Below are 22019 nucleotides of genomic sequence, written 5' to 3'. Positions count from 1 at the left end.
TCTACTCTCCTTCTGCTGGTCTAGTTTGTTCATCAAGCAGAGCTTCCAGCTCGTCAACTCGTGCTTGAAGTCTTTGATTCTCTGCCCTTTGCTCATTCAACTGAATGTTCAAGAGATTACTTGTAATCATTGAATTTGTTGAGGCTGTTGACATTTCACTAATTGTCATTTGTAAGGCTTGGTTAAGCTGTTCTGCGTTCATTTTCTAAGTTCTCCAATCTATGTGTTAATATTTTGTTTTCAAGAGCAAGCTCCTGAATTGCTTTAAGTGCTATATTGGTCAATCTGAGATTATCCAAGTTCAGCGTATCTCCATTCTCATAAACAAGCGTAGGATCCACTTCTTGAACCTCTTGGGCAATCAAACCAATCTTCGTGTGTGCTTGTTGTGGTCTATCCTCTTGCTTCTTCCAATCGTATTCCTTGAACTTGAATTGATGGATATAATCAAGAGCCTTGTGCTCACAATCAATGATGTTTTCTTTCAAACGTCTATCCGAGAAGTGCTGGTTGACAACTGACCACAGACTATATGCTGTGCCATTGTAACTATAGTAGATATCATTCCCTGATCCACCAAAGCTCAAAGATACATTGTCTGAGTTCCAGAGTCCAATAGTACCTGTTGTTTTTCCATTGACACTGCCTTTACCTGTCTTTAACCAGCCGATCCCCTTCGCATTGATGTAGCCTTCAACCGTTAAAAGAAAATCATCACTTGTTTCTGCAGTCCCACCTACTGTAAAATCTGCATCTTTGTAGATAAAAAGACCGTAAGGGACATTTTCTCCACGACCGTAAGAGCCGATAAATTGAACTCCCAAGCCATCTTTGGCATTGACAGTACGAGGCACATTAATTTGAATACCTCCGTTCACCGTATCAAAAGAACCGTATGTCCCTAACTGAATTTGAGTGTGACCAGTTAGGGTTCCGCCATAGATGTTGGCCCCTCGAATCGTTCCGCCATAGATTCGGTCACCGCTTAAAATACCTGACCGAACCTGACTTGCATCGATTGCAACACTCTGAACTCGGTTAATAAAGGCTTGTTTGGCAAACAGTTGACTCAAGTAAGCTTCATTTGCTACAAGCTTATTGAAGAAAGCCTGGTCAACTTTCAGCTTCTCAGCTGTGACCGCTTCAGCATCTAAGATAACAGTAGTCACCGAACCAGCTTCAAAATTGGCCGTTTTCAGCTTGTCAACCATAGCAGACTTGATAACCGCTTTATCAATCAAGGTTTCACCCGTGATGTGAGTTAGTTTCCCATCAAATCGATTATGCCCATTAGCGCCTAGATTGATTCCAGAGATGATATCTCCAGCAGAGTTGATGTTTTGAACCGCCCACGAACCAGCCAACTGTCTTTGAACGGTTTTCAGACCTTCATTCTTAGACACCTCAAGCTGAAATAGCTGATTGGTCATAGCCATTCGGGCTATCTTGTCAGCGATACCGTTCTCAGAATTTCCAAGAATCCGCTCATAGAGTTGGCTAGTTTCCTTAACTCGCTGGAAGTCTGTTTGGTTAGCCTTACCAGAAATCAATGAAGTGATTTCTGTGAATCTGCCATCAACTGATTGCTTGTAGTTAGCAATCTGAGTAGCAATCGATCCATTTTGTGGGTTGGTAATAGCTTCGAACCTACGCTCAAGACCTCTCACATCTTCCTGATAGGTTGATTTACCAACATAGTCTCTTGCGACCAGCTCGCGAACAGCCGTCGCTTGTTTTGCGCTCTCTTCACGAGAGTAGCGTTGTAAGACTTCCTGTCGCTGACCGTCTTTATTGACATATTCCTGAATAGCTGACAAGTCAGTTCGCAAGCCCTGAGCCGTCCGCTCGAAGGTAGCCTTGGCTTCAGTGATGAGCCCGTCAGTGTCCTCAGGCGCAGGAGACCAACCTGTCTTAAATGACCCTTGTTCCACTTTGACCTCCCAAACGCTTTTTAGCTTTTGAGGGTCTTTTCGATAGGTATTGACTCGCAAGTGATAGATGCCCGTCGGACGATTCCAGACAAACTCTGTACCAGTCGTGGCAGTTTTAGCGTCTGACACGATTTGGTAATTACTTACAGCTTTGTCCATCAACCACAAAACTACGTTGTCATTTTCGTTGTTTGGGCTATGCCAAGATGTAAAATTCCCGTCAGATTTCGCAGAGATTCTGTATTTTTCGTTTTGTACAAGATATACTAATGTTTCTTGCGAATATAGAGTGTTATTGTCAAAATTCGCAGGGTTTCTGTTTGGCTTGAATGGACCTTTTGAGCCTTTCAACAGATTCCGTCCACCAACCGACAGACTTGCCAGCTCCTCCCTCAACCGTCCAGCCTCAGCCGTGACCAAGGTCTTGTCAGCCTTGTCCTTGGTCGCGTTGACAATCTCTTGTCTAATGCCAGATGCCTGCACCTCAAACTCAGCCGTGCTGAGCTTTTGCGCAAACTTGTTATCCGTTTCGGTCTCGAGACTCTTGACTGACTGTTTGATGCTGTCTGAGAGCAAGGTCAAAGCGCTGCTATCAGCCTTGGTCTTGAGTCCCTCTGTCAAGCGGCTAACCCAAGCCTCGAGTGAGTCAGCTCGTTGCTTAAAGCTTGACTCGACAGCTGAGATTTGGCTTTCGACATCTTCGGGGGCTGGGCTCCAATCTGTCGGTATCGTGCCATACTCAACTTTGACTTTCGTTTTGAGCACATCACCAATTTCAAAATTCGAACCACCGCAACCAAAACGCAAAGTAACAAAACTCACTCCTGTCAATTCTTTTGGCGAAATCACAAAAGAGTTAGTATTGTAGTATTGATAATGTTTTACTGTATTCCCGTTTTCGTCAAAGTACGAAATAAAATTCTTGGCAAAAATAGGATTCGAAATCGTCACATAGATTGATTTCCCAGCAATAACAGGGATGCGAACCCCATTTCTGCTGCTTGCTGTCCTTGGATGAGTTGTTGCCTCACCAACATAAGGGTCTAATCCTGTAGCTTTAAAAGATATTTCGCCTGACGAAATATCCATTTTAAAATCAGCTACATGACCGCCTTCCCAGATGTCTGAATTTTTGCTCAAAGCATAAAGATTCGTACCACCGACCCTCACACTCGCTATCTTACTAGTCAGCTCCTCGGCTGTCTGTGTGAGTTCTGACTTGCTTGCCTTACCGTTCGCCAAATTAGTCAGCTCTGCCAGTCTACGAGTCGTCGTCTCTTCATACGTCGCTTGCGCCGACTTCACACCAGTCAGTTCATTTTTTGTCTGGGTAAGTGCTTCAATTTGCTTGGCAATCTCGGCTTCAACCTGCACTTGTTTCGGTCGAATATCGTTCGCGATAGTCCGTTTCAGAGCATCCAAATCACCTGACAAGGCCGTCTGAGCGCTCGTGGCCTGCGACTTGAACGCTTCAAGTTTAGCGATAGAGTCCAACCCAATCCGCTTAGCTTCCTGAGCGAGTAGGCTACTGGCGCCAGCGTTTCTCAAGGCTTCTATAGCCCTACGTTTAGCATCTTGTAAAGGACCATTTTCAAAACTGTCGAAACGCTGATTGATAGTGTCAGACAGTTCTCTTTTAACTTCTTCAGCTTTAGCTCTAGCAAGTTCGATACCGTCCAAAATTTCCTGTCTCAACAATCCAGCTTGATGATCAAAACCTAAGTCAGCATTTTGAAGGGCCTTTTCTAGGGCGATTTCTTGAGCTGATTCTGTCACACCAAGGATTGCATCAGCTGCGCTAGATAGCCCACCAGAAGCTCTAGAACCACCAGTGCCTGCCTTATCATCGAAAGTCAGAGAGAGGTACTCTTCTTTCAAAGCATCGAACTCATAAGCGATAGCTTTCTTGAATGAATCGACATTGTGTTTCCAACTCTTGAGATTGACTGTATCACCCATGTGAACAACTTGCCCATCAAGTTCATAGGCTTCAATTTTGATAGCATCAGAGACCTTGTCAATGCCTTGATTTGTAAATTTAGCCTGTGCCCACTTCTGCAACTCTTCAACGCTCTTTGCGTTGTTGTTCTCATACTCTTTTTCATTGATATAAGGGTAAGAGTTGATAAGAGGACTATCAACAGTCACTCTGATGGTCGTTTCCTTTTCAGCACCTTCAGGTTTAAAAGTCGATTTGGCATGGATTCTTGTGACAACATTCTGACTGTTTTTTGTACGTTGGTAGTCCTTCAGATTTTTGTGTGTTGTGATAACAACACCACGATTCTCACCTCGACTTTTCTTGATAGTCATCGCAAAGTTATCGCGAACCAGCTCGCCTTCCCATGTCCCGACGATACTGTGCTTACCGTCCAGTAATACAGAGTAGAGAGTTTCTGTTTCAGTCGTATTGAAGGTCCTACGATCCTGGATGTCACTATTGAAAGAAAAATCTCCCAAAGCGGTTTTGGTGTTTTGAACCATGCGAGAAAGAGCCATGCCACAGCTCTGACTAGTCACGCTCACTGGTGTGATAGATCGTTGCATCACATCGTCTGAAATATGATAGGCTGTGATTTCCAGATGATCATTGTGCTCGACAGGTTTCTTGATGCGAAATAGCTGCGCACCAAGAACAGGAGTCGGCGCTTTTATCAACATATCTTCTTGGATGAGCTGATAAATACCAGAGTCAGAAATAGGATATTTCACAGTTAAGGTGAAATCGCCATTCATGGTCTCTTTAACAATCGCCGAAGTCGCTTCATGAAGTGGCTCTCCGTTCCACCGAACGGTTCTCACATCTTTATTAAGTAGATAAAGCAATTATGCCCACCCCCAAACCGTTTCGATTTCAAGCGATTGAATACCTGGACCTAGAACAACCCCAACATTCTTCACTTTCGCTGGATCAACTGTGATAAAATCCCCTGACCATTTCACTGGCTTTCCTGTTGTTGTTTTAAAGCTAGGATTGTCAGGGTTATTGACCATCACAAGCGATTCAGTGAGTCGTTCAAGACGGATGACCTGACCAGCGATTGTAAATGAAGTCTCAGAAGCGCTCTGGCCACCGATTGTGATTTTAGGAAAGGCAAGAGCAGAACCTTGCACGGTTAAAGTTCCACTTCTTGTCAATCTCTGTGTATCGGAGCCTTTAAAGTATTTTGTAGGATGGCAAGTGAAGGTTGCTTTGGTCATGTAAAGACCAGGTTGCACTTCTTCAAGGTCGCTCATATTGACCTTATAGCACCAAAGACGAGTTGTTTTGACTCGCTCACTCTCTAGCCAGAACTTTTCACGGATAAACAGACTCATAAATTGGTTCATCTGTTCTTCAGTAGGTTTGACCAAGTAAATCGTATAGGTTTTCTTGACCAGTTCCCTATGCTTGTTTGTCTGAACAATTGCTCCACTGATACCACCATGCTCCAAGAGAGCTGTCTTGCTCTCTCCCAGAGCAATTGAAGGAGAATCATGAACAATGACCTTAAAAGGAAAAGACGATGTTCTCACACCGTCAATCACAAGCTCATTATGCTTTATCATGTAAATCCTCCTCTCAATTGTGTCTTCCGTTGCAATTCGTCAGCAATCCTCTGCGCTACCTCATCAGCAATCCGAATGATGTCAGCTTCTTCTCTAATAGTATTACCACTGATGGTAATGTTGATAGTCGGTGAAGTTCCACCCATTGTCTGAGCAATACCTCGACCGATAGCACCAAGTGTTTTGTCATTTAGTGGTAATACTGCTTCATTCCCAGCTTCGCCACCAACCATGAGGTTATGGCCGTTCATTCCAAAGATGGTTGGTTTCGTCATGATACCGCCCTTGGCATACCATTCGATGCTGATACTTGGAACACCCTGACTCAACCAGTCGAGTGGATTGGCTGAACCGCTAACAGAGAAGTGAGGTAGTGGGATATGTGGCCAACTAATACTAAAGTTGAACAATCCTTTGATAGCTTCAATAGCTGTAGATACAGCATCTTTTGCGCCATTGATAGCGCCTGAAATGGTACTCTTGATACCTTCCCAAACACTTGATACAGTACTAGATATAGCATTTAATACATTTGAGACAGTATCCTTGATGCCGTTCCAGACATTTGATACAGTTCCTGAAATACCGTTGAGAATATTTGAAATGTAACTCTGGATAGCTGATAAAATGGTCTGAATAATGCTTTGAATAGCTTGCCATACAGTAGAGAATACTCCCTTGATGGTTTCCCAAGCGCCTGACCAATCACCAGTGATGATCTGCATAACTGCTTGAATAACACCAAGGACAACATTGATTGCAGTCTCAACAACGGTCTTGATGATTTCCCAAGCTGTTGTAATGACAAGTTGGATATTATCCCATGTGGCTTGAATGAGTGGACCTATGTACGTCATGACCGTGTCAATAACTGTTGAAATGGCATTCCAAACAGTCTCAGCACTTGCCCTGATAAGTTCCTGGTTCTCCGTCCACCAAGTAACAACCGTTCCAAAGATACTCATGACAAAATTAGAAATCTCTGACACGACTGCATTGATGACTTCAAGAATCGCATTCCAGACGGTTGTAACGACTTCACGAAAACCTTCGTTAGTTTCCCAGAGGTATTTTACAATAGCAACAATCGCTGTTATGGCCACTACAACTCCTGCAATAATTCCAATAATTGGTAATGCTGCTGCAATCATTGCACCAAATGAGGACATGAATACAGCTTGCAGGGTTAAGAATATGGGGGCTAAGGCTCCCACAATTGTCAAAACCACACCTAAGATGACAATGAAATCTTTTACTGGATCAGGTAAGGAATTAAACAGCTCAGCTACACCTTTCACAATCGTTGCCAAGGTTTGGAAAACAGGGATCATCATTTCCAGAAGAGGTTGCCCAATAGCAGATAATGCATTGGTCCCAGCTTGTTTCAGATTCCCCATCACGTTTTCTAATCCGTCTGATTCTCTTGCAGCCTGTCCAAGAGCTCCTGAGAGTTTATTTCCGTCTTCGACCATCTGAAGCAAGGTCAGTTGCTTCTGCGCTTCGCTCAAGTCCTTGAATGATTTACCATACAGTTTATTTGCAGCGGCATTCCTAGTTGTCTCTGTCGCAGAGATTCCAAGAGCGGCATCGTTAGCAAAGTTTCCCTTCAAAAAAGATTGTAAGCTCTCTGTCACGCTCTCAATAGATTTGTCATAGAAGGCTGCACCATCTGCTGCTGCCTTAGTTGCACGAGAAGTAAGATCCAAAGCTTCTGCTGTATCCAATCCTGAAGTTTTGGCAAATGAAGCCATCTGAGTGAATGATCCTTGCAATCGCTCTGGGACAATATCCATTTCCTGACCAATAGCATTCAACGCTTCTCTTGCTTGGGTTTCCATATCTCCGAAAACGGTAGTAAATTGAGCATTACTAGCTTGCATTTGAGCAGCTGCTTCTAACGCTTCTTTTCCTACTTCCACAAGCTTTTCTGAAATAGCACTCAACTTCTCACTAAACTGTTGAAGTAGTTCTGCTCTTAAATTTCTTGAGATTTCACTTAAACTTTCTTGAGTGCTATCAGCAGCAGACTTTGTTCCCTTCATCTCATCATTGAGATGATTAAAAGCAGTCTTAGCCTGATTTAGCTCAGCTTCCATCTTGTTGGCTTGTGTGGAGTTCTCACCAAATTCTTTTTTAGTGATTTCCAATTGCTGTTCTAGATTTGAAATCTGTTTACTTACAATCTCAGACTGGGCACCAATCTTTTTCTGGGCAAGAGCATTTCTCTCAGCTTCGCTAGCATTTGAACCTAAAGCACTTTCTTGCAGTTTGAATGAGCTTGTCACCTTAGTCATCTCTGAAGCAAGTTGACTCTGTTCATTCTGCAATTCTTTCAATTGCGTTTGGTTGCTTTTAGTGGCATTTCCATTCTCAGCAAGTGCCTGGTTGACGTTTGCTAGTTTACCTTCATAGCTCTTCAGGACGTTTTGAGTGACTTCGACTTCACGTTGGAAAGCACGGTACTGGTCAGCACCAATATCACCATTTTTGAACTGCTGTTCTACCTGAGACTGAGCTTGTCTTAAAGTTTCCAGTTTCTCTTTGGTCGTCGAAACTTGCTTTTGTAAGACCTCTTGTTTCTGAGTCAGGAGCGTTACGTTCCCTGTATCAAATTTCAAGGCCTTGTCAATCTGTCTCAATTCCTGACTTGCATCAGTAGCAGCCTTATTGACATTTTTCAGAGCCTTCTGTAAGGGTTGCGTGTCGCCATCAATTTCAATTTTGATACCTTTGATATTTCCTGCCATATTTCCTCCTTTCTCAAAAAAATAGAAAAGCGCTGAGAGAACTTCTACGACTGATAATGTAGTTAGGACAAGGAACTTGACCTCAGAATCACTCTCTCAGCACTCATTTTTTTATTTAAAAACTGTCAAAATCAGCTTGCGTGGCCTTCCGTTCGCCACCTTTGTCCTCGCTCCGTAAATTCACATAATCCGTCTGATAATCCAGAGCCATTCCAATTGAGATATGCTTTAGATCATCGATAGACAGACCAGTTTCTTTACAGCAAGACAAGTATGACTCTACTGTGAAGATTTCTTCGCTAGCTGATTCTGATTCATCTGGTGCTTTTTTGTCGTCATGCTCGCATTCAGCATTTCCATCAGCACAGGACCAACTTCCTGAATCGGAAAGACTTCCATTTCCATGAAGAATTGTTCATAAGGTTTGATTTGAGGATTTGCAGATTTAGCAAAGGTCCAAAAAAGACGGTTGAAAAAGGTCATATCAAAATCTGACAACATCGAAATATCAATATTAGTCGCTGTCAATTCCTTGTCGGTTTCCAGCTTGTTCAATTCATTCATGAATGATTGATTTTTCAACATCGAGAACAAATCTTGAAAATAATCTTTCCCAAATTGTTGCTTGTAGGCGATAGGAGTGTAGCCATTAGTTCCTAACTCATACTCCTGATCACCAATCAAAACGATTTTACGCATAGATTTTCTCCTTAAGCTGCAACCGCAGTAGGCTCATACACTTTCTTGAACCAGTTGTCATAAATTTCTTTATTATCAGCTGACGTGATAGAACGTTTAACAACTGAATCCAGAGGACGAGGACTTGCCTTAAAGCCAAGTTCACGCTCATTGACGTTTGTACCGTTCTTGGTTTTTGAGCCATTACCTGGACGACTTGCTGAACAGTAGTAAAGGACGTGACGTGTTTTATTCTTGTCACCTGAAAATTCAAACATCAAGGCAAATGATGTGAATTCTGCATCAGCTTTTTCAGTCAAAACACCCGTCTGAGCATCTTTGATTTCACCCAAAATCTTAGTCGCAAACATTTCAATAATGTGAGAGATTTTGAATTTCCCTTCATACCCTTCGTTTGAGTTCATGAAGTGATAATCAATATCGTCTGCTTTGATTGGTGTTGATTCACCCTTTGGATCCAATGTTAGTTCCATTGCTCCAGGAAAACGGAAAATTTCATCGTAAGCAATCACTCCATCAGCACCAATCGATTTAATTGGCGCAACGTGAACATTTTTTAAACCAAAGGTTACTTTATTTTCTTGAGTCATGTCATTCCTCCTTAATATAGATAGACCGTATAAGACTTGACATAGAGTCTTTCCGTCTCGATAAATGTTTCTTCTTGAACATCGAAAAAGAGCTCGCGGGTTGTCCACAGCTCTTCCAGACGTTCTTCCAAATCTTCATCCTTATTCTCAAAAGCCAGCTCAACTGTCACGCTCTTAATCTGATGATTAACCGTGTTGTCAGCTGCATTGATGACTGGACTTGATTCATAATAGACCAGGTAAGGTAGGTCAGGAGCGTTCCCAGTTTTAAACGCTCGATAAGTGACAGGTAAGTTTACCTGTTCCAAAATGGCAGCAAAGTCTGATAGCTTCATTTCCCAATCTCCTTGATACGCTTCTCAAAGTTCTGAATTGCTTTTTCTTCAGCTGGTTTGATGTGGACGATACCAGCGACACGACCACCATTTCTTGAAAGGTGCCCGTTCTCAAGTATGTGAGTAAGACTTGCAACTGCGTTGAACACTACGAAAGAGCCATTGGCCAACTTCTTCTTTTTCCAACTTCTACGATACTTTCCGTACCGTTTCGGACTTGTCTCTTTCAACTCATCCACAGTCTCATCAGCCACTTGCTCGGCAATCTTATCCACTTCCTCAGTAACCTCATCAGAGTAAGCTGCAAGCTCTTTCGCTATCAAATCAGCAAGGTCATTACTCATTTCAAGACCTCTGACAAAGTCAACTCTAAAATTTCAGAATCGATAGGATAGGTTTTCAAGATACGATATTGCTTGCCTTCAAATTTCACAAACTCCTGATTCTCATACTCAAAATTTCGAATCTCAACGACCAAGCTCGGTTTTAACCCTGCCTGATTCGCCTGATAAAATTCAGAGCGAGTAACCTTCTTTTTACGACATAAGAGAGTAACTTCAACATCTTCAGAGATTGGTTGTAGTAGTTTATCCTTACCTGTAACTTTTTTAGAGATCAGCGTGATTTCATGATTCCACATTCTTGACCTCTTTCTTTGATGCTATCTGTAAATTATGCAGTCGCCATTGAAGGTGACGTGGCATATCCACCCCACCCTCATAGCGATAAGCAGCATAGTCAACGATAAACATTTCATGGTCAGCACGCTCACCAACAAGCTCGATACCGAGGTTATCGGTCAATTCAGTGATGACACTTGAAATGATTTTATTTAACGGCTTGTCTCTCAAGCTGGTTGAAATACCCAGCTTAAGCTTCAGCAATTCTAAAAGCTGACCTTCGTCCATGTTTACTCCTCAACTTCCTTAGCAGACTCTTCAGCAGTTTCCTCAACTGTTTCTTCCTGCTCAACTGCGGGCTCTTCCTTCACTTCTTTTGTTTCAGTAACTGGTTTCTTAGGCTCATCATCTCCCAAAACTTCAAGGAAGATAGAGCCAGCAGTGTTTGCACCAGTCAAAAGGCCATTGGTAAAGCTATCTGTGGGCTCATATCCCTCACGAGGAAAGATATCGCCAGCAGCGTAGTCATGTTTTTCAGGATCAGACAAGTCCTTGAAAGGACGGATTACTTTATAGCTCATACGCTACCTCCTTAAGCTACAACATCAGTGTAGGTTCCGAAGAATCCGGCTTCTTCATCTACCCTCTTGATATCCAGACGGATGAAAAGTCCAAGCAATTGTCCGTAAATATCATTGTTCACCCATTTAACAGATACTTGGGCGCGGTCAAACTCTTTGACGAACTCAGTGACATCCCCAATGAAGAATTTCATGTCTCCTTCATTTCCAAACACTGTATCATCTACTTTGTAGATTGTTTTTCCACCAAACGAATAGCCAGTAGGTGAAGCCACGTCAGTTTGAAGCATGTAGCGTCCATCTTTGTCCTTCACCTTGTCAAGCGCAGCAAACATTGACTTAGTTACAACGATGCTTGCTTTATAAATTGATTTAAGCTTCTTGTTGTAGATATCTTTAATACCATCAAATCCAGCCGCATCTGCTTGGGTAGCTGTTTTGAGGACAGCTGTAACTAATGACAATTCAGTATTTTCACCTTGATTGAACACTTCGTCTTCAACAATGGACATGATGTCATAGTCTGCGTCGTCAATCATTTCTTGTGACACAGGGACATATCCACGGTAAGTCTTGATTGAATAATCAATCTCGCTGATTGCTGGTTTTCCGAGTTCTGGATTTGATTTCAATTCATCTGTTGAAACCATTACACCATCCGTTTTCTTGATAACTGGATATTTACCAGATCCACTGTTAACTTTCACACGTTCCACAAGATCCAAAAGTGGATTACGTGTTTTGTTAACAAAATGAGGTTTCAAAACTTCAGTAGGGATTAAAGCTGCGCTTCCTGAATCAGTAGTTTTCAAGCCTACGATGTCACGAGTTTGACCAGTACGAATGTATTTAGCGATTGCGTCACGTTGTTCCAATTTCTGTCCTCCACGTTTTTCTTGACTTGGGTAAGTCGGGGCTTTGCGATTCAATTCTTCAACTTGATTTTGCAAATCTTCGATTTCTTTTTCAAGTTGTTCTTTTTCTGCCAATTTATCTTCCAATTCTTTTTGGATATCTTCCAGGTTCTTTTCAACCGCTGAAACTTCTTCATCATTTCCAGCTTGATCCAATTTCTTCGCTTCAAGTTCAGAACGCTTGTTCAATTCTTTGATTGATTCTTCAAGCTCTACCACTTTTTCTGCTTTGTTGCGCATGCGAGCGCCTAAAATCAATGATTTGTGCATAGATTAAATTTCTCCTTAATTTCTTTCTTGCGCTTGTCCAGCGCTTCACGATTGGCACGCTGTTGACTTTCAAAGTCTTTCTGTCGTGCAGCAATTTCCGTTTGTGGATAGGCTGGGAATGTGCATGGACTCACTTCAAAGATTTCTAATTCTAAGACAGTGTCCAGGTACGAACCATCTGCTTGCTCTTCCGTGTTGATTTTGATTGGGATAAAGCCAAAACTACATCCAATCACATCACCACGCTGAACACGAGCATAGGCCCCAACAGCTTGTGGGTCATCTTTATTGATAATGATATCACCGTAAAGTCCGATTTCATCAACTCCCAAAGTGACCGTTCCATTGCCAGTCCGACCAAGCACTAAACTATCATCATGGTTAAATAATGCCCTGATGTCAGCTCCTTTGATGGCTTTTTCAACACCCTCACGTTTGATTACCTCAAAGTAACCCGGCCATAATTCAGTAACTTCATCGAACTTGATAAAGTACCCACTCAAAATCAAATCACCGCTGTCAGCTTCTTCTCGTGTTTTGAATTGAGCAGTACGATAACTATTCCGTCTGTTCATTCTCTTCCTCACCCCCTTTCAGTTTCTTTTGGTCCCCAAGTCTGTCTTGCGGTAGATAATTTTCAAGAGCAAGGAGCTCATCCATATCAGGATCAGGCGGCATCCCAAGCCAATCCCTCCACTCGTTTCGACGCATTGCCATATTTTGGGTCATCTGTTTAGCTACTGATGACAATTCTGTAATGTCATACGAATAAAGAGAGCGAGCATTAAGTTTGAAATACCGATTGTTTGAAACTAGTAAATCTCTAGTTAAGGTCTGAGTAATTGTATTAGCAATACTCATAACCGTTGTATTGACAAAGTTGTTGTATTCTTCTTTGTCGAAACTTCCAACTCCTAAAATAAAAGCTGGAACTCCCAAGAGTCCAGCAACTGTTTTCTTGTCAATTTCAACAGATTCATTGATAGCGATATCTTTTAAGCTGAGTGGCTTAACCTGTTCGACACTCAACAAAGCATCAGGAATAATCCACGGCTCACCTGCCTGACTTGTTGTTAAGTATTTCTTAGCGACCTTGTCTCGCCCCTCTTGCGTGCCCAATTCTCCATTCGAAGAATCAACCTTAACAATCAAGCTAGGAACGTTCTTGCCATTCATAAAGCCTTTTTTGATTTGAGTTGCAAGGTTTAAATTCCTAACAATATCCCTCAAAGCAAGCCTATATCCAGTCCCTACAAATGGATTATCTGGATCAGGATTGATTACAAAGTGCACGATTTCGCTTGAGTTGTAGTCAATGCCACGATAATTCACAACATAACCAACATCGTCACTCTTGAACGATACTTCACTCATAGAGAATGGTCTCAGGTTCAAAATGTAATCATTCACAGGATCATATTCGACATGAAGAACCGAATTCCCGTCACCAAATAGCAACAGGTCACGCACAATCTTGAAAATCCAAGTCTTGCGAGTCATGTTTTCGCATGGATTTACATCAATCTTCCGAGCTAGTCCATCTTTAACCCGTATGTCTCCCTTGTCGGTATTCTCCATCAAATGAATGGTCATATTGGATACCATGTCAGCAATCTTGTTAACTGCAGCAATCACATCAGGATTGCGAGTCAGTGGCACATAGCTATCACCGTCGATATAAAGACCAAAATCTGAATGAGTGATAACATTCGTTCCGCTTCGACTCTTACCACGTTTCAGAATTCTATCTAAAAGCCCCATATTTCCTCACCTCCTTTCTATTAACGATTATCTCTTTCTCAGTCTGTCCAATTCTACAATGTTCTGGATTAACTTTAGGATCTAATATTGATAGCTCTAGCTGGAAAGGCTTATCCAGTGGTAAAAAAATATCTTTCATATCCCACCTAATCAAAGAAGCTCATCACATCGCTATTCTTACCAAGATTAGCAAGAGCCTGAATGCAAGCAAAAACGCTGGCATCGAACAAGTCAATTCTTGCAGTACCACCGTCACCGTCTAATTTCTCATATTGCACAGCATCGTCCACCTTTTCAATTGCTCTAACATTGCTCACACAGTATTCGTAAGCATCAGAATGAAGATAGTAAAACTCTTTATTCTTAACTTTGAACTCAATCCGTCTAAATCCCTCGGATTTTAGATAGAAAAGCTGTGGTTGGTCAATCATCTTAAACCGAGCTTGTTTCATCTTCGTCAGGAACTCACGACCGAACTTCCTATCCATTCCGACAGCAGCAATCTTGAACCCTTTCTCCCTCATCTTGATGAACCATTTAACAATATCATCATAGAGAACGGTCGGAGTATTGCTCATCGTCAGCCAACCATCAGACTGCCAGCCAAAAAGTGGAATGCCATCGTCATTGGCTTTCTTTTGAGCATTGACACGAGGAAAGAAAGCGTGTGTGATGCAGATATCAACATCTTTCTCCCCATCATGATAAACACCATAGAGGGCGGCTGCGGTCAAGTCATGCAACCTTGACAAGTCAGCTCCACCATACCACTGGATAGGCAAGCGTGCCAGTTCTTCCAAAGTCCAATCGTAACAACTGTCTGAAGCAATGAACTCATCAGGATTGAAATAAGCGTTCATTGAGTTTGTAAAAACATTCAAAGTCTTGTTGAAAAACTCATTTCTAGTCTGTGGATCGTTCATGGCTTGCTCTGCTTCAGCTCTCAAAGCAGGCATGGACACCGTGACACCCCAAGACGGATTTGCCATCTTCAAAACATTATCATCAAGATAGTCACCAACATCGCCATCCGTTGTCTGATTGGCTTTACAAATAAAGATAAATAAAGCCTCATCCTGTACCAACTGCTTGAGCACTTTCTGACAGTATTTCAAGCGGTTAGCAAGAAATCCAGTAGGAATATCACCAGCCGTTGAGATAACAAAAAGCATACTGTTTCGGTATGCTGACATTGTTTTCTTCATAAGACCATACTTCTTACTATTCCTCATCGTGTGAGCTTCATCGATGACCGTGACATTGCCATTGAGAGAGTCCAAACGGCTCTCATCGTTGGCCAAGGCCTGAATATAGAATGACCCATCATCTCCAAAATTAGCTGTGATAGAGTGTTCTTGGTTATTGTCCTTGATACGGATAGATTTCTCATTCCATCGTTCCACGTTGAACTTGATGAAATTAAAGGCTTCCAGCGCTTGCTTGACAGAGTTGGCCACGATATAGCATTTTGAACCACTATCGGCATCCAAAATCTGATAAAGCAAAGCAATAGCAGCAGTAAAACTGGTCTTGCCGTTTTTCCGTGCCAGCATTATCAAGGCTTCTTTGAACCTACGCTCGTTCGTACCAGCGTGATAGAACCCAAAGAGATTGACAACCGTGAAATGTTGCCACGGTTGCAAAATTAAAGGCTTGTTACGGATAGACATGGCAAACATGTCATCTCCTTGCTGATGAACAATTGAGTTCTCAATGAAGTGAACGGCAAAATCCACTATATCCTCATCAAGCTCATATGCTGGATTTTCCAAATCCCTCAAAAAGCGTTCAGCAGCCAAAATCCGTTCTTCGTTATGTTCCTCTTGATAGCTCAGGACATAATCAACATAGGCTTTAGCTTTCCCAAGATTGGTTGTAGCGTGGCGAAAATCGGCAAAACGTTTTTCAAAGTCTTTATCCATCTTTCACTCGCTTCTTTTTCAGTTCATTCTTAAACTTCAAGACTTCTGTAAGAACTGACTCACCTTCTTGTTCTACTACCTCACCGAGCGACTTAGGATTCATCATCAACTGATTAGAGTAGCTGAGGATGTCTTTCCTCAAAATTTCCATCGCTGTCAAGATTGGAACTTTGCGCTCATTCTCAGCACCAGCCTTATTGACGTAGGTGTCTGTTACTGGATAACCCATGTCAGCATAATCTTGAGCAAGTTTCTGATACTGATATAGCATGCCTGCAAAAATGTCAATGATCATTTCGAACTCTTTACGATAAGTGCCCAAGTCTTTCATCTGCTTGACCACTTTTGACTTAATCGACTTTGCTGTAATTGGTTTAGCCAAAAAACTACCTCCTTTCGTCAAAATCGCTTAGTTTTTACCCCCTTTTTGTTTGAAGGCCCCCGACTTGGAAAAAGTTCCCTTCACCGGTACCCTACTGGCCAAAATGAATTTTTAAAGAGGTGGGGGGTATCCATAAAATTCTTCAAATTCCTTTTTTCTCTTTCTTTGCCAAAATAATCCTTGATTGATAATCTTATCATTCTTTCTATCGTGAAACGTATTGTGTTTCTTGTTTGTCAATGGCAAACAATTCCACTCAACGAATTCAAGCTCAGGATATTCAGATACAGGAAAGATATGATGTACCATTTCAGCTGCTACTGAAATTCCATACCTCAAACTTTCTTGACAAAGATAGTCGAACTTCCGCATAATCTTATCACGGAACTTCTCCCACTTCTTAGATTTCAAGGATGGTCTGATAGGTTTGTTATACATCTCAAACCTCCTTTCTCAATGCTAAAAGGGACAGGCCTTTGACCTATCCCCTCCTCATACAAGAAATCTATGCTACCATAATAAACCTTTTTTTGTGAGACTTCAAGATGCCTTTTGTCTCATTTTGTTTTCTTTATAAAATCATAGACTAATACAAAAAGAAAAATGAACGGTAAGAAAATAAATCGTAGCCCTTCAGCAAGGAAGTCTAATACATCTCTTTTTGTATGATCAAAAAAAACGACTAAAATAATTACGGTAAAAAAATAAACAACTAGATATCCTAGAAATATTCCCAATGTTCCTTCCTCCAACTATACCAATTTTATCCCTCACTTTCACATATCTTATATTTTGTTAAACTCCCCTTGATTCTCAAATCCTTACAGCTCCTAGCTTTTCGTGCCTTTGATTTTTTCAGTTTATGCTTAACTCATTATGTGAAAGTAATATCTAAAAAAATTAAATGACAAAGTTCCGTAGTGCGTCATCAAGCTCTGCTTGCTCTATCCCTATGTATCTCAGGGTAATCGCTGGTGATGAGTGATTGAACATCTTCTGTAATGTTCCTACGTCCTTTGTCTTGTTGTAGTATTTATATCCAAAAGTCTTGCGCATCGTGTGAGTTCCTACGTTATCAATGCCTAGCTCTTCAGCTGCTTCATGAATAATTTGATAGGCTCGCTCACGAGTAATTGCTTTATTCTGACCTTGCCTACTCTTGAATAAGAAATGATGAAATGGTTTGCCTTCAACATATCTCCTCATTTCTTTCTTGAGCTCTTTTGTCATCCGTCTTGTTATCTGCTTGCCAGTCTTCCGTTCTCTCAGTTTGATGTGCCAACCTTGAACATCTTTAACTTTCAAGGTAAGTATATCTCCGACTCGCAAGCCAGTATTCAGGCCTGTAATGAATAGCATATAATACATCTCATTCCACTCTCTGAGATAATCTTTCATTGCCTGAATGTCGTCATTATCTTTTATCGGTGATACAAATTCCATGTTCTACCTCCTTTCCCAAAACAAAAAGCCAGCATTTGCTGACTCTTGACGATACTTCTGTTGGACAACTTGTTTGACTAGAATTAAGGATGACTCCTTGAGTGTGATGTGTGTTTTTGTTTCAGAAGTTCATGCTATCATAATAGACCTTTTTTCGTGAGACTTCAAGATGTCTTTTGTCTCAATCTTATTTACAACTCACCTTTCAGTATAGCGTACTGTTCTAAGATAATCCTTCTACGTCGATAGATTGTAGCTTTGCTCATGAATTTCTGTTCTGCTATTTCTTCCCATCTCAGTTGAGGATATCTCCAGCGCAGATTAAATATTTCCTTATCTTCATCAACTAGATTGATCAAGAGTTTGTTAATAATAGCTTTGAACCCTTCGAGAAATTTTAAGGTTGGATCATCTGCGATTCTGATTGCGATAGTTTCGGTAGGTTTGCTTATTCCTACGCTAGGACCACTCTGAGCATCTGGGTTTCGAGTTTCTAATTCTAGCCTTCTCAAATCTATTGTACGTTGAACGTTTTGAAATTTGAAGAGTTCTCTGTCTAAAGTTTTGAGGTCTTCGTCGCTCAATTTCTTCAAATCCTACCTCCTCGAAATCTTCGTGATTTCTTCCACTTGATAATCTTACCTTCGTTATTGTTGTTGAAATAGTCCGGCAATCTTGCCGTTGGGCTCTCTTTGTAGACCACTTTTTCAACGACCTGGACTCCAGGCATCATTTCATCATCTATCCACCCAACAAGCCACGCAGGATTCACATCATAGGTTTTAGCAATCATTTCAATTTGCTTAATGGACGGATATCCACCTCGCTCATACAAATGGATTGTATTTTGTGAAACACCTGTTTCTTTTGCCATCTGTCCTACAGAGAGACATAGGTCCTCTCTAAGTTCTTTCAGTCTTAGCTGCATCTTGCTCTCCACTTTCTAGTATTAGCTTTTATGAACTCAGCTTGCTCCTGCATCTGCTTCCATTCATAATCCATGATGATTTCAAGTTGATTGTTACAAAGACCTTTTAAGAAATCATTTTGAGCTTCTAGCTTCTCAATATCCTTATAGGCCCTTTCATACAGTTCATCTTCCAGAAATCTAATGCGCTCTGCCATCGCTTCCTGAATGATGATGTAAGTTGGTTTCTTGTACTTTGTCATTACAATCTTACCTCATCTCCTATTTTAAGAGATTCATAGTTTGTTTGAGTAACTACAAACACTCCGTAATTTTGTACTGTGATAGTGTACATGTCGCCAATCTTCTCCTTTTGTAAGACTCTGCCTTTAATTTCTGCACCTTGATTATCAGCTTTGTAGATAACCATCGGCTTCTTCTCTTCTAAATTACGGATCTTGTCCATCTGCCAGATGTTCAACCCAGCAGATAGCAGAATCCATATTGCGATGAATCGTTTCACTCTGTGACCTCCTCAAAGTAGCTATGAAATTTACTTAAATTGATAATAGCAACCTCTTCAACAGAATGCTTTTCAATATCAAAATCTGGATCGTTTTTTCCAAACTCTTTCTTTATGGCTTTTTCCGCTAGAAAAGGTAAGTCGAATATACTTGCTCCATTTCTTAAGGCAAGCGGTTGACCGTGTTTGTTTACTACTCGATAACCTACATCGAACGGTCTGATTTTCGCAGGGATTTTTATGCGTTTGCTTTCAGTTTTTGTAGCTTGTTCAATTGTTTGTACCATCACTCCACCTCATTTCCTCTCATGAATTTTGGCATGTTGCCAGAGTATTCCTCGTATAACCAATACTTCCTACAACATTCATCGTAATCATAATTTTTGTTAACTTTAAGTTTTCTTTTGAGCGTTTTCTTATATTTTTTCGGACAGTGGATAACAAATTCTTTAGTATTCTCGGAATAGTAAGCTATAAAATATCGATAAGAATATTTGTAATGTTTTCTTTTTTGTCTAAGATTCATCACTCCACCTCCTCAATCTCAACACCCTCACAATCGAATACCCATCCGAAACCTGCATCTTCTAATTCTTTTCGGGTGTGGTGTGTGCCATAAAGTGAGTTTTCTTCCCGGTCTGAGAAAAGCCATTTGTTTGAATGTTTCTCACGGTTCAAAGTTTCGTGATTTCCACAAATGCCTTTCACCTTTACCCGATATTTCTTCTCTTCCTCCACCTCGTAGCCAAACTGGTGCATGTTGACGAGGGTTTGAAATGATTTTGTGCTAGCAATTAGAAACCACCTTTCAAACTCATTAAGTTTAGCACCGTCAAAAATCGATGTAATATTATAGACACATCGAAACAAATTCCCTTCAAAATCATCCTTATTCTCTTCATACCAATCAGCAATGAATTGTTGGACCACTGGTTTATTCAATTCTTGTCGAATCTTATCAGCATCTTTCAATTGATTACCAACCCATGCTCCCTCAAGTTTGCCTTGCTCGTAACCTTCCCGCCATTTTGCATGGCTGAAATCTTGCTCAAATTCACCCATGATAGCTTTCAACCAGACCTCTCTATCATGCAATGGCAATTCTCGCAATCGTGCTAGTATGTTCTTAACATACCGTGGAGCTTCGTCTGCGTGACCTGTTTCTGGTTCGTCTAGTTCAGAAATAAGTCTAATTACCGAGTCTATTTCGATATATTCTGATTTGTTGCCGAAAAGATTTTTTAAACCTTCTATACGCTTAATCAATTCCTGTTTATTCATCTTCAATCACCTCTTTTTCTTCAAAGTCTTCAACAAAAAAATAATTGACATTCTTAGGGTTGACAGACAAATTTCTAATCCTCATCAAATTCCCATTGTTGAACTGGCTAGTAATTTTTGTCAATTCTTTTTCTGTAAAGTTTCTTACTAGAAAACTAAGTTCTTCACCATTAGAGAAGCAAATTTTTATTTTTTGATAATTGCCAACTTGCTCACTTTCAGGTTCATAACCAAGCAAATATCCTACACTTACACCAAAATATTTGGCAAGTTTCTGAGCTTTATCTGATTTGATTTGGCTTTCTTCGTTTTCCATTTTTTGATACCCTCTACGGGTCACGCCAATAGCTTTAGCAACATCCTCTTGTCTATCGCCTGTTTGTTGTCTTAATTGTTTCAGTCTGTTCATCCTTCACACCTCCTTAAAATGGTAATCCATCATCTGGAATATCCATCGGATCACTTGCTCCAAAACTTGGTGGCATCTGATTTTCCATGCTCGAATGGTCCGCAGTCTTATCTCGCTTTTCCAAAAGCTGAAAGCTTTCAGCTACAACCTCTGTCACATAGACACGTTGACCTTGCTGATTATCATAACTACGAGTCTGGATGCGACCTGTGATTCCTACAAGAGCACCCTTTTTAATCCAATTTGCAAAATTTTCAGCCTGTTGGCGCCACATAATGCAACTGATAAAATCAGCTTCACGATCACCTGCCTGATTCTTAAAATTGCGATTCACTGCCAAACTGAAAGTCGCAACAGCCACATTTGATGGCGTGTATCGTAACTCAGGATCACGAGTCAAGCGACCTACCAAAACAACATTATTGATCATTCTCTATCTCCTTCTTCATTTTCTAAAACGGCATCTTGTATGAAAGTATTACCAATTTCATAGTGCTTGTATTCCTCAGCTGTCACTTCAAACGTTTCTTCAACTTGCTTATTACCTGCACGACCTGAAACGACCAGAATGTATTTTCTTTTGGTTCTTGTTGGCACGAGAACCGAACTTTTTCCTGTACTAACAGGTATGAACGTTGTGTGAGGTTCATCAATGTACTTATCTACCACCGTCCCACTCGAAATCTGGTGACATGCTACGAGGAAGAATGTGAGTAAAACAACACATAGGATTTTAAAATATCTCACTCCTTGACCTCCAAAAGTTCTGGATTCTCATGGATATTGCCGATGATTTCTCTTGAATTAGCCACAGTACATAATCGTTCGAAATTATTGTATCTAATCAAACTATTCGTCCACATTCCTAAATCAGATCTGTACTCGACTACACCATTCAACAATCCATCTTTTGTACCAAGAACATCTTTCTCGTATATCTCCCGTAAATTTTTGTCAAACATCCCTGTGAAACGTCCTACTGATTCTATATTTACAGGACACCAAGAACCTATAGTAATGTATTGTTCATTGGCTTCTACCACTTCGTTGATAATAAATGCTCTTCCTCTATCTTCAATTAAATGTCCGTATTGCCATTCTCCTTTGCTGTTTTCGTCGATGGATAACCCTCTAAATTTTGCTATCATGCTAACA

The 22019-nt window shown here is 41.0% G+C and carries 28 protein-coding genes; all 28 read right to left on the bottom strand.

What is annotated here, in order from left to right; translation table 11 throughout:
• Position 1 precedes the first annotated feature (1 nt).
• The 28 genes from TZ96_RS04480 to TZ96_RS04335 all read right to left on the bottom strand — a co-directional run bounded on the left by TZ96_RS04480 (position 2) and on the right by TZ96_RS04335 (position 22012).
• Entirely contained in the window at positions 2 to 202 is a 201-nt protein-coding gene (locus TZ96_RS04480; RefSeq protein WP_045763077.1) for a hypothetical protein, read from the bottom strand.
• Complete coding sequence (locus tag TZ96_RS10140; protein WP_080936302.1) at positions 183 to 4757, bottom strand: phage tail spike protein; 4575 nt, start codon at positions 4755 to 4757, stop codon at positions 183 to 185. The genes TZ96_RS04480 and TZ96_RS10140 overlap by 20 nt, the downstream gene beginning before the upstream one ends.
• The gene (locus tag TZ96_RS04470) at positions 4758 to 5480 is read right to left on the bottom strand and encodes a phage tail protein (RefSeq protein ID WP_045763076.1); all 723 of its coding nucleotides are present in this window, start codon (positions 5478 to 5480) and stop codon (positions 4758 to 4760) included.
• Positions 5477 to 8227: a TMP repeat protein gene (locus tag TZ96_RS04465; RefSeq protein WP_045763075.1), complete on the bottom strand. Its 2751-nt coding sequence runs from the start codon at positions 8225 to 8227 to the stop codon at positions 5477 to 5479. The genes TZ96_RS04470 and TZ96_RS04465 overlap by 4 nt, the downstream gene beginning before the upstream one ends.
• A 279-nt stretch (positions 8228 to 8506) precedes the next feature.
• On the bottom strand, positions 8507 to 8926 hold the full coding sequence (locus TZ96_RS04460; RefSeq protein WP_045763074.1) for a hypothetical protein: 420 nt from the start codon (positions 8924 to 8926) through the stop codon (positions 8507 to 8509).
• An 11-nt stretch (positions 8927 to 8937) separates the two neighbouring features.
• Positions 8938 to 9516, bottom strand: a complete 579-nt coding sequence (locus TZ96_RS04455) for a major tail protein (RefSeq protein WP_015997064.1) — start codon at positions 9514 to 9516, stop codon at positions 8938 to 8940.
• A gap of 11 nt (positions 9517 to 9527) precedes the next feature.
• Positions 9528 to 9851, bottom strand: coding sequence for a hypothetical protein (locus tag TZ96_RS04450; protein WP_045763073.1), 324 nt, complete (start codon positions 9849 to 9851; stop codon positions 9528 to 9530).
• Positions 9848 to 10195, bottom strand: a complete 348-nt coding sequence (locus tag TZ96_RS04445; RefSeq protein WP_000063884.1) for an HK97 gp10 family phage protein — start codon at positions 10193 to 10195, stop codon at positions 9848 to 9850. Before TZ96_RS04445 ends, TZ96_RS04450 begins: the two co-directional genes overlap by 4 nt.
• Positions 10192 to 10491 (bottom strand): phage head closure protein, encoded by a 300-nt coding sequence (locus tag TZ96_RS04440; RefSeq protein ID WP_045763072.1) that lies wholly within the window; start codon positions 10489 to 10491, stop codon positions 10192 to 10194. Before TZ96_RS04440 ends, TZ96_RS04445 begins: the two co-directional genes overlap by 4 nt.
• Positions 10478 to 10759 carry a phage head-tail connector protein gene (locus TZ96_RS04435; RefSeq protein WP_045763071.1) on the bottom strand — a complete coding sequence of 94 codons (282 nt, stop codon included), beginning with the start codon at positions 10757 to 10759 and terminating at the stop codon, positions 10478 to 10480. The genes TZ96_RS04440 and TZ96_RS04435 overlap by 14 nt, the downstream gene beginning before the upstream one ends.
• 2 nt (positions 10760 to 10761) lie before the next feature.
• On the bottom strand, positions 10762 to 11052 hold the full coding sequence (locus TZ96_RS04430; protein WP_045763070.1) for a hypothetical protein: 291 nt from the start codon (positions 11050 to 11052) through the stop codon (positions 10762 to 10764).
• Positions 11053 to 11063: 11 nt separating this feature from the next.
• Positions 11064 to 12236 carry a phage major capsid protein gene (locus TZ96_RS04425; protein WP_045763069.1) on the bottom strand — a complete coding sequence of 391 codons (1173 nt, stop codon included), beginning with the start codon at positions 12234 to 12236 and terminating at the stop codon, positions 11064 to 11066.
• A complete protein-coding gene (locus tag TZ96_RS04420; protein ID WP_045763068.1) occupies positions 12221 to 12811 on the bottom strand; it encodes an HK97 family phage prohead protease in 591 nt (196 codons plus the stop codon). Before TZ96_RS04420 ends, TZ96_RS04425 begins: the two co-directional genes overlap by 16 nt.
• On the bottom strand, positions 12795 to 13997 hold the full coding sequence (locus TZ96_RS04415; RefSeq protein WP_045763067.1) for a phage portal protein: 1203 nt from the start codon (positions 13995 to 13997) through the stop codon (positions 12795 to 12797). Before TZ96_RS04415 ends, TZ96_RS04420 begins: the two co-directional genes overlap by 17 nt.
• A 146-nt stretch (positions 13998 to 14143) precedes the next feature.
• On the bottom strand, positions 14144 to 15919 hold the full coding sequence (locus TZ96_RS04410; RefSeq protein WP_045763066.1) for a terminase large subunit: 1776 nt from the start codon (positions 15917 to 15919) through the stop codon (positions 14144 to 14146).
• Entirely contained in the window at positions 15912 to 16301 is a 390-nt protein-coding gene (locus TZ96_RS04405; RefSeq protein ID WP_045763065.1) for a P27 family phage terminase small subunit, read from the bottom strand. The genes TZ96_RS04410 and TZ96_RS04405 overlap by 8 nt, the downstream gene beginning before the upstream one ends.
• Positions 16302 to 16412: 111 nt before the next feature.
• Positions 16413 to 16739, bottom strand: a complete 327-nt coding sequence (locus tag TZ96_RS04400; RefSeq protein ID WP_042902965.1) for an endonuclease — start codon at positions 16737 to 16739, stop codon at positions 16413 to 16415.
• Between the two features lie 462 nt (positions 16740 to 17201).
• A complete protein-coding gene (locus TZ96_RS04390; protein ID WP_000397549.1) occupies positions 17202 to 17744 on the bottom strand; it encodes a site-specific integrase in 543 nt (180 codons plus the stop codon).
• Between the two features lie 191 nt (positions 17745 to 17935).
• Positions 17936 to 18337, bottom strand: coding sequence for a transcriptional regulator (locus TZ96_RS04385; RefSeq protein WP_033686224.1), 402 nt, complete (start codon positions 18335 to 18337; stop codon positions 17936 to 17938).
• Positions 18334 to 18672, bottom strand: coding sequence for a helix-turn-helix domain-containing protein (locus TZ96_RS04380; protein WP_045763063.1), 339 nt, complete (start codon positions 18670 to 18672; stop codon positions 18334 to 18336). Before TZ96_RS04380 ends, TZ96_RS04385 begins: the two co-directional genes overlap by 4 nt.
• Positions 18663 to 18914, bottom strand: coding sequence for a hypothetical protein (locus TZ96_RS04375; RefSeq protein WP_045763062.1), 252 nt, complete (start codon positions 18912 to 18914; stop codon positions 18663 to 18665). The genes TZ96_RS04380 and TZ96_RS04375 overlap by 10 nt, the downstream gene beginning before the upstream one ends.
• Positions 18914 to 19174: a DUF1372 family protein gene (locus tag TZ96_RS04370; protein WP_045763061.1), complete on the bottom strand. Its 261-nt coding sequence runs from the start codon at positions 19172 to 19174 to the stop codon at positions 18914 to 18916. The genes TZ96_RS04375 and TZ96_RS04370 overlap by 1 nt, the downstream gene beginning before the upstream one ends.
• Positions 19171 to 19461 carry a hypothetical protein gene (locus TZ96_RS04365; protein WP_045763060.1) on the bottom strand — a complete coding sequence of 97 codons (291 nt, stop codon included), beginning with the start codon at positions 19459 to 19461 and terminating at the stop codon, positions 19171 to 19173. Before TZ96_RS04365 ends, TZ96_RS04370 begins: the two co-directional genes overlap by 4 nt.
• 238 nt (positions 19462 to 19699) lie before the next feature.
• Positions 19700 to 20455: a DUF1642 domain-containing protein gene (locus TZ96_RS04355; RefSeq protein WP_045763058.1), complete on the bottom strand. Its 756-nt coding sequence runs from the start codon at positions 20453 to 20455 to the stop codon at positions 19700 to 19702.
• Positions 20448 to 20864 (bottom strand): helix-turn-helix domain-containing protein, encoded by a 417-nt coding sequence (locus TZ96_RS04350; RefSeq protein WP_052696556.1) that lies wholly within the window; start codon positions 20862 to 20864, stop codon positions 20448 to 20450. Before TZ96_RS04350 ends, TZ96_RS04355 begins: the two co-directional genes overlap by 8 nt.
• Positions 20865 to 20877: 13 nt before the next feature.
• Complete coding sequence (gene ssb, locus TZ96_RS04345; RefSeq protein WP_045763057.1) at positions 20878 to 21294, bottom strand: single-stranded DNA-binding protein; 417 nt, start codon at positions 21292 to 21294, stop codon at positions 20878 to 20880.
• Positions 21291 to 21461: a hypothetical protein gene (locus TZ96_RS10850; protein ID WP_045763105.1), complete on the bottom strand. Its 171-nt coding sequence runs from the start codon at positions 21459 to 21461 to the stop codon at positions 21291 to 21293. The genes ssb and TZ96_RS10850 overlap by 4 nt, the downstream gene beginning before the upstream one ends.
• 146 nt (positions 21462 to 21607) lie before the next feature.
• Positions 21608 to 22012: a YopX family protein gene (locus TZ96_RS04335; protein WP_045763056.1), complete on the bottom strand. Its 405-nt coding sequence runs from the start codon at positions 22010 to 22012 to the stop codon at positions 21608 to 21610.
• Positions 22013 to 22019: the final 7 nt, after the last annotated feature.

Source organism: Streptococcus infantis (genome assembly GCF_000963255.1).
Classification (GTDB): Bacteria; Bacillota; Bacilli; order Lactobacillales; family Streptococcaceae; genus Streptococcus; species Streptococcus nidrosiense.
The sequence above is the reverse complement of the archived record's forward strand: the minus strand, read 5'-3'. Positions and strand labels throughout refer to the sequence as shown.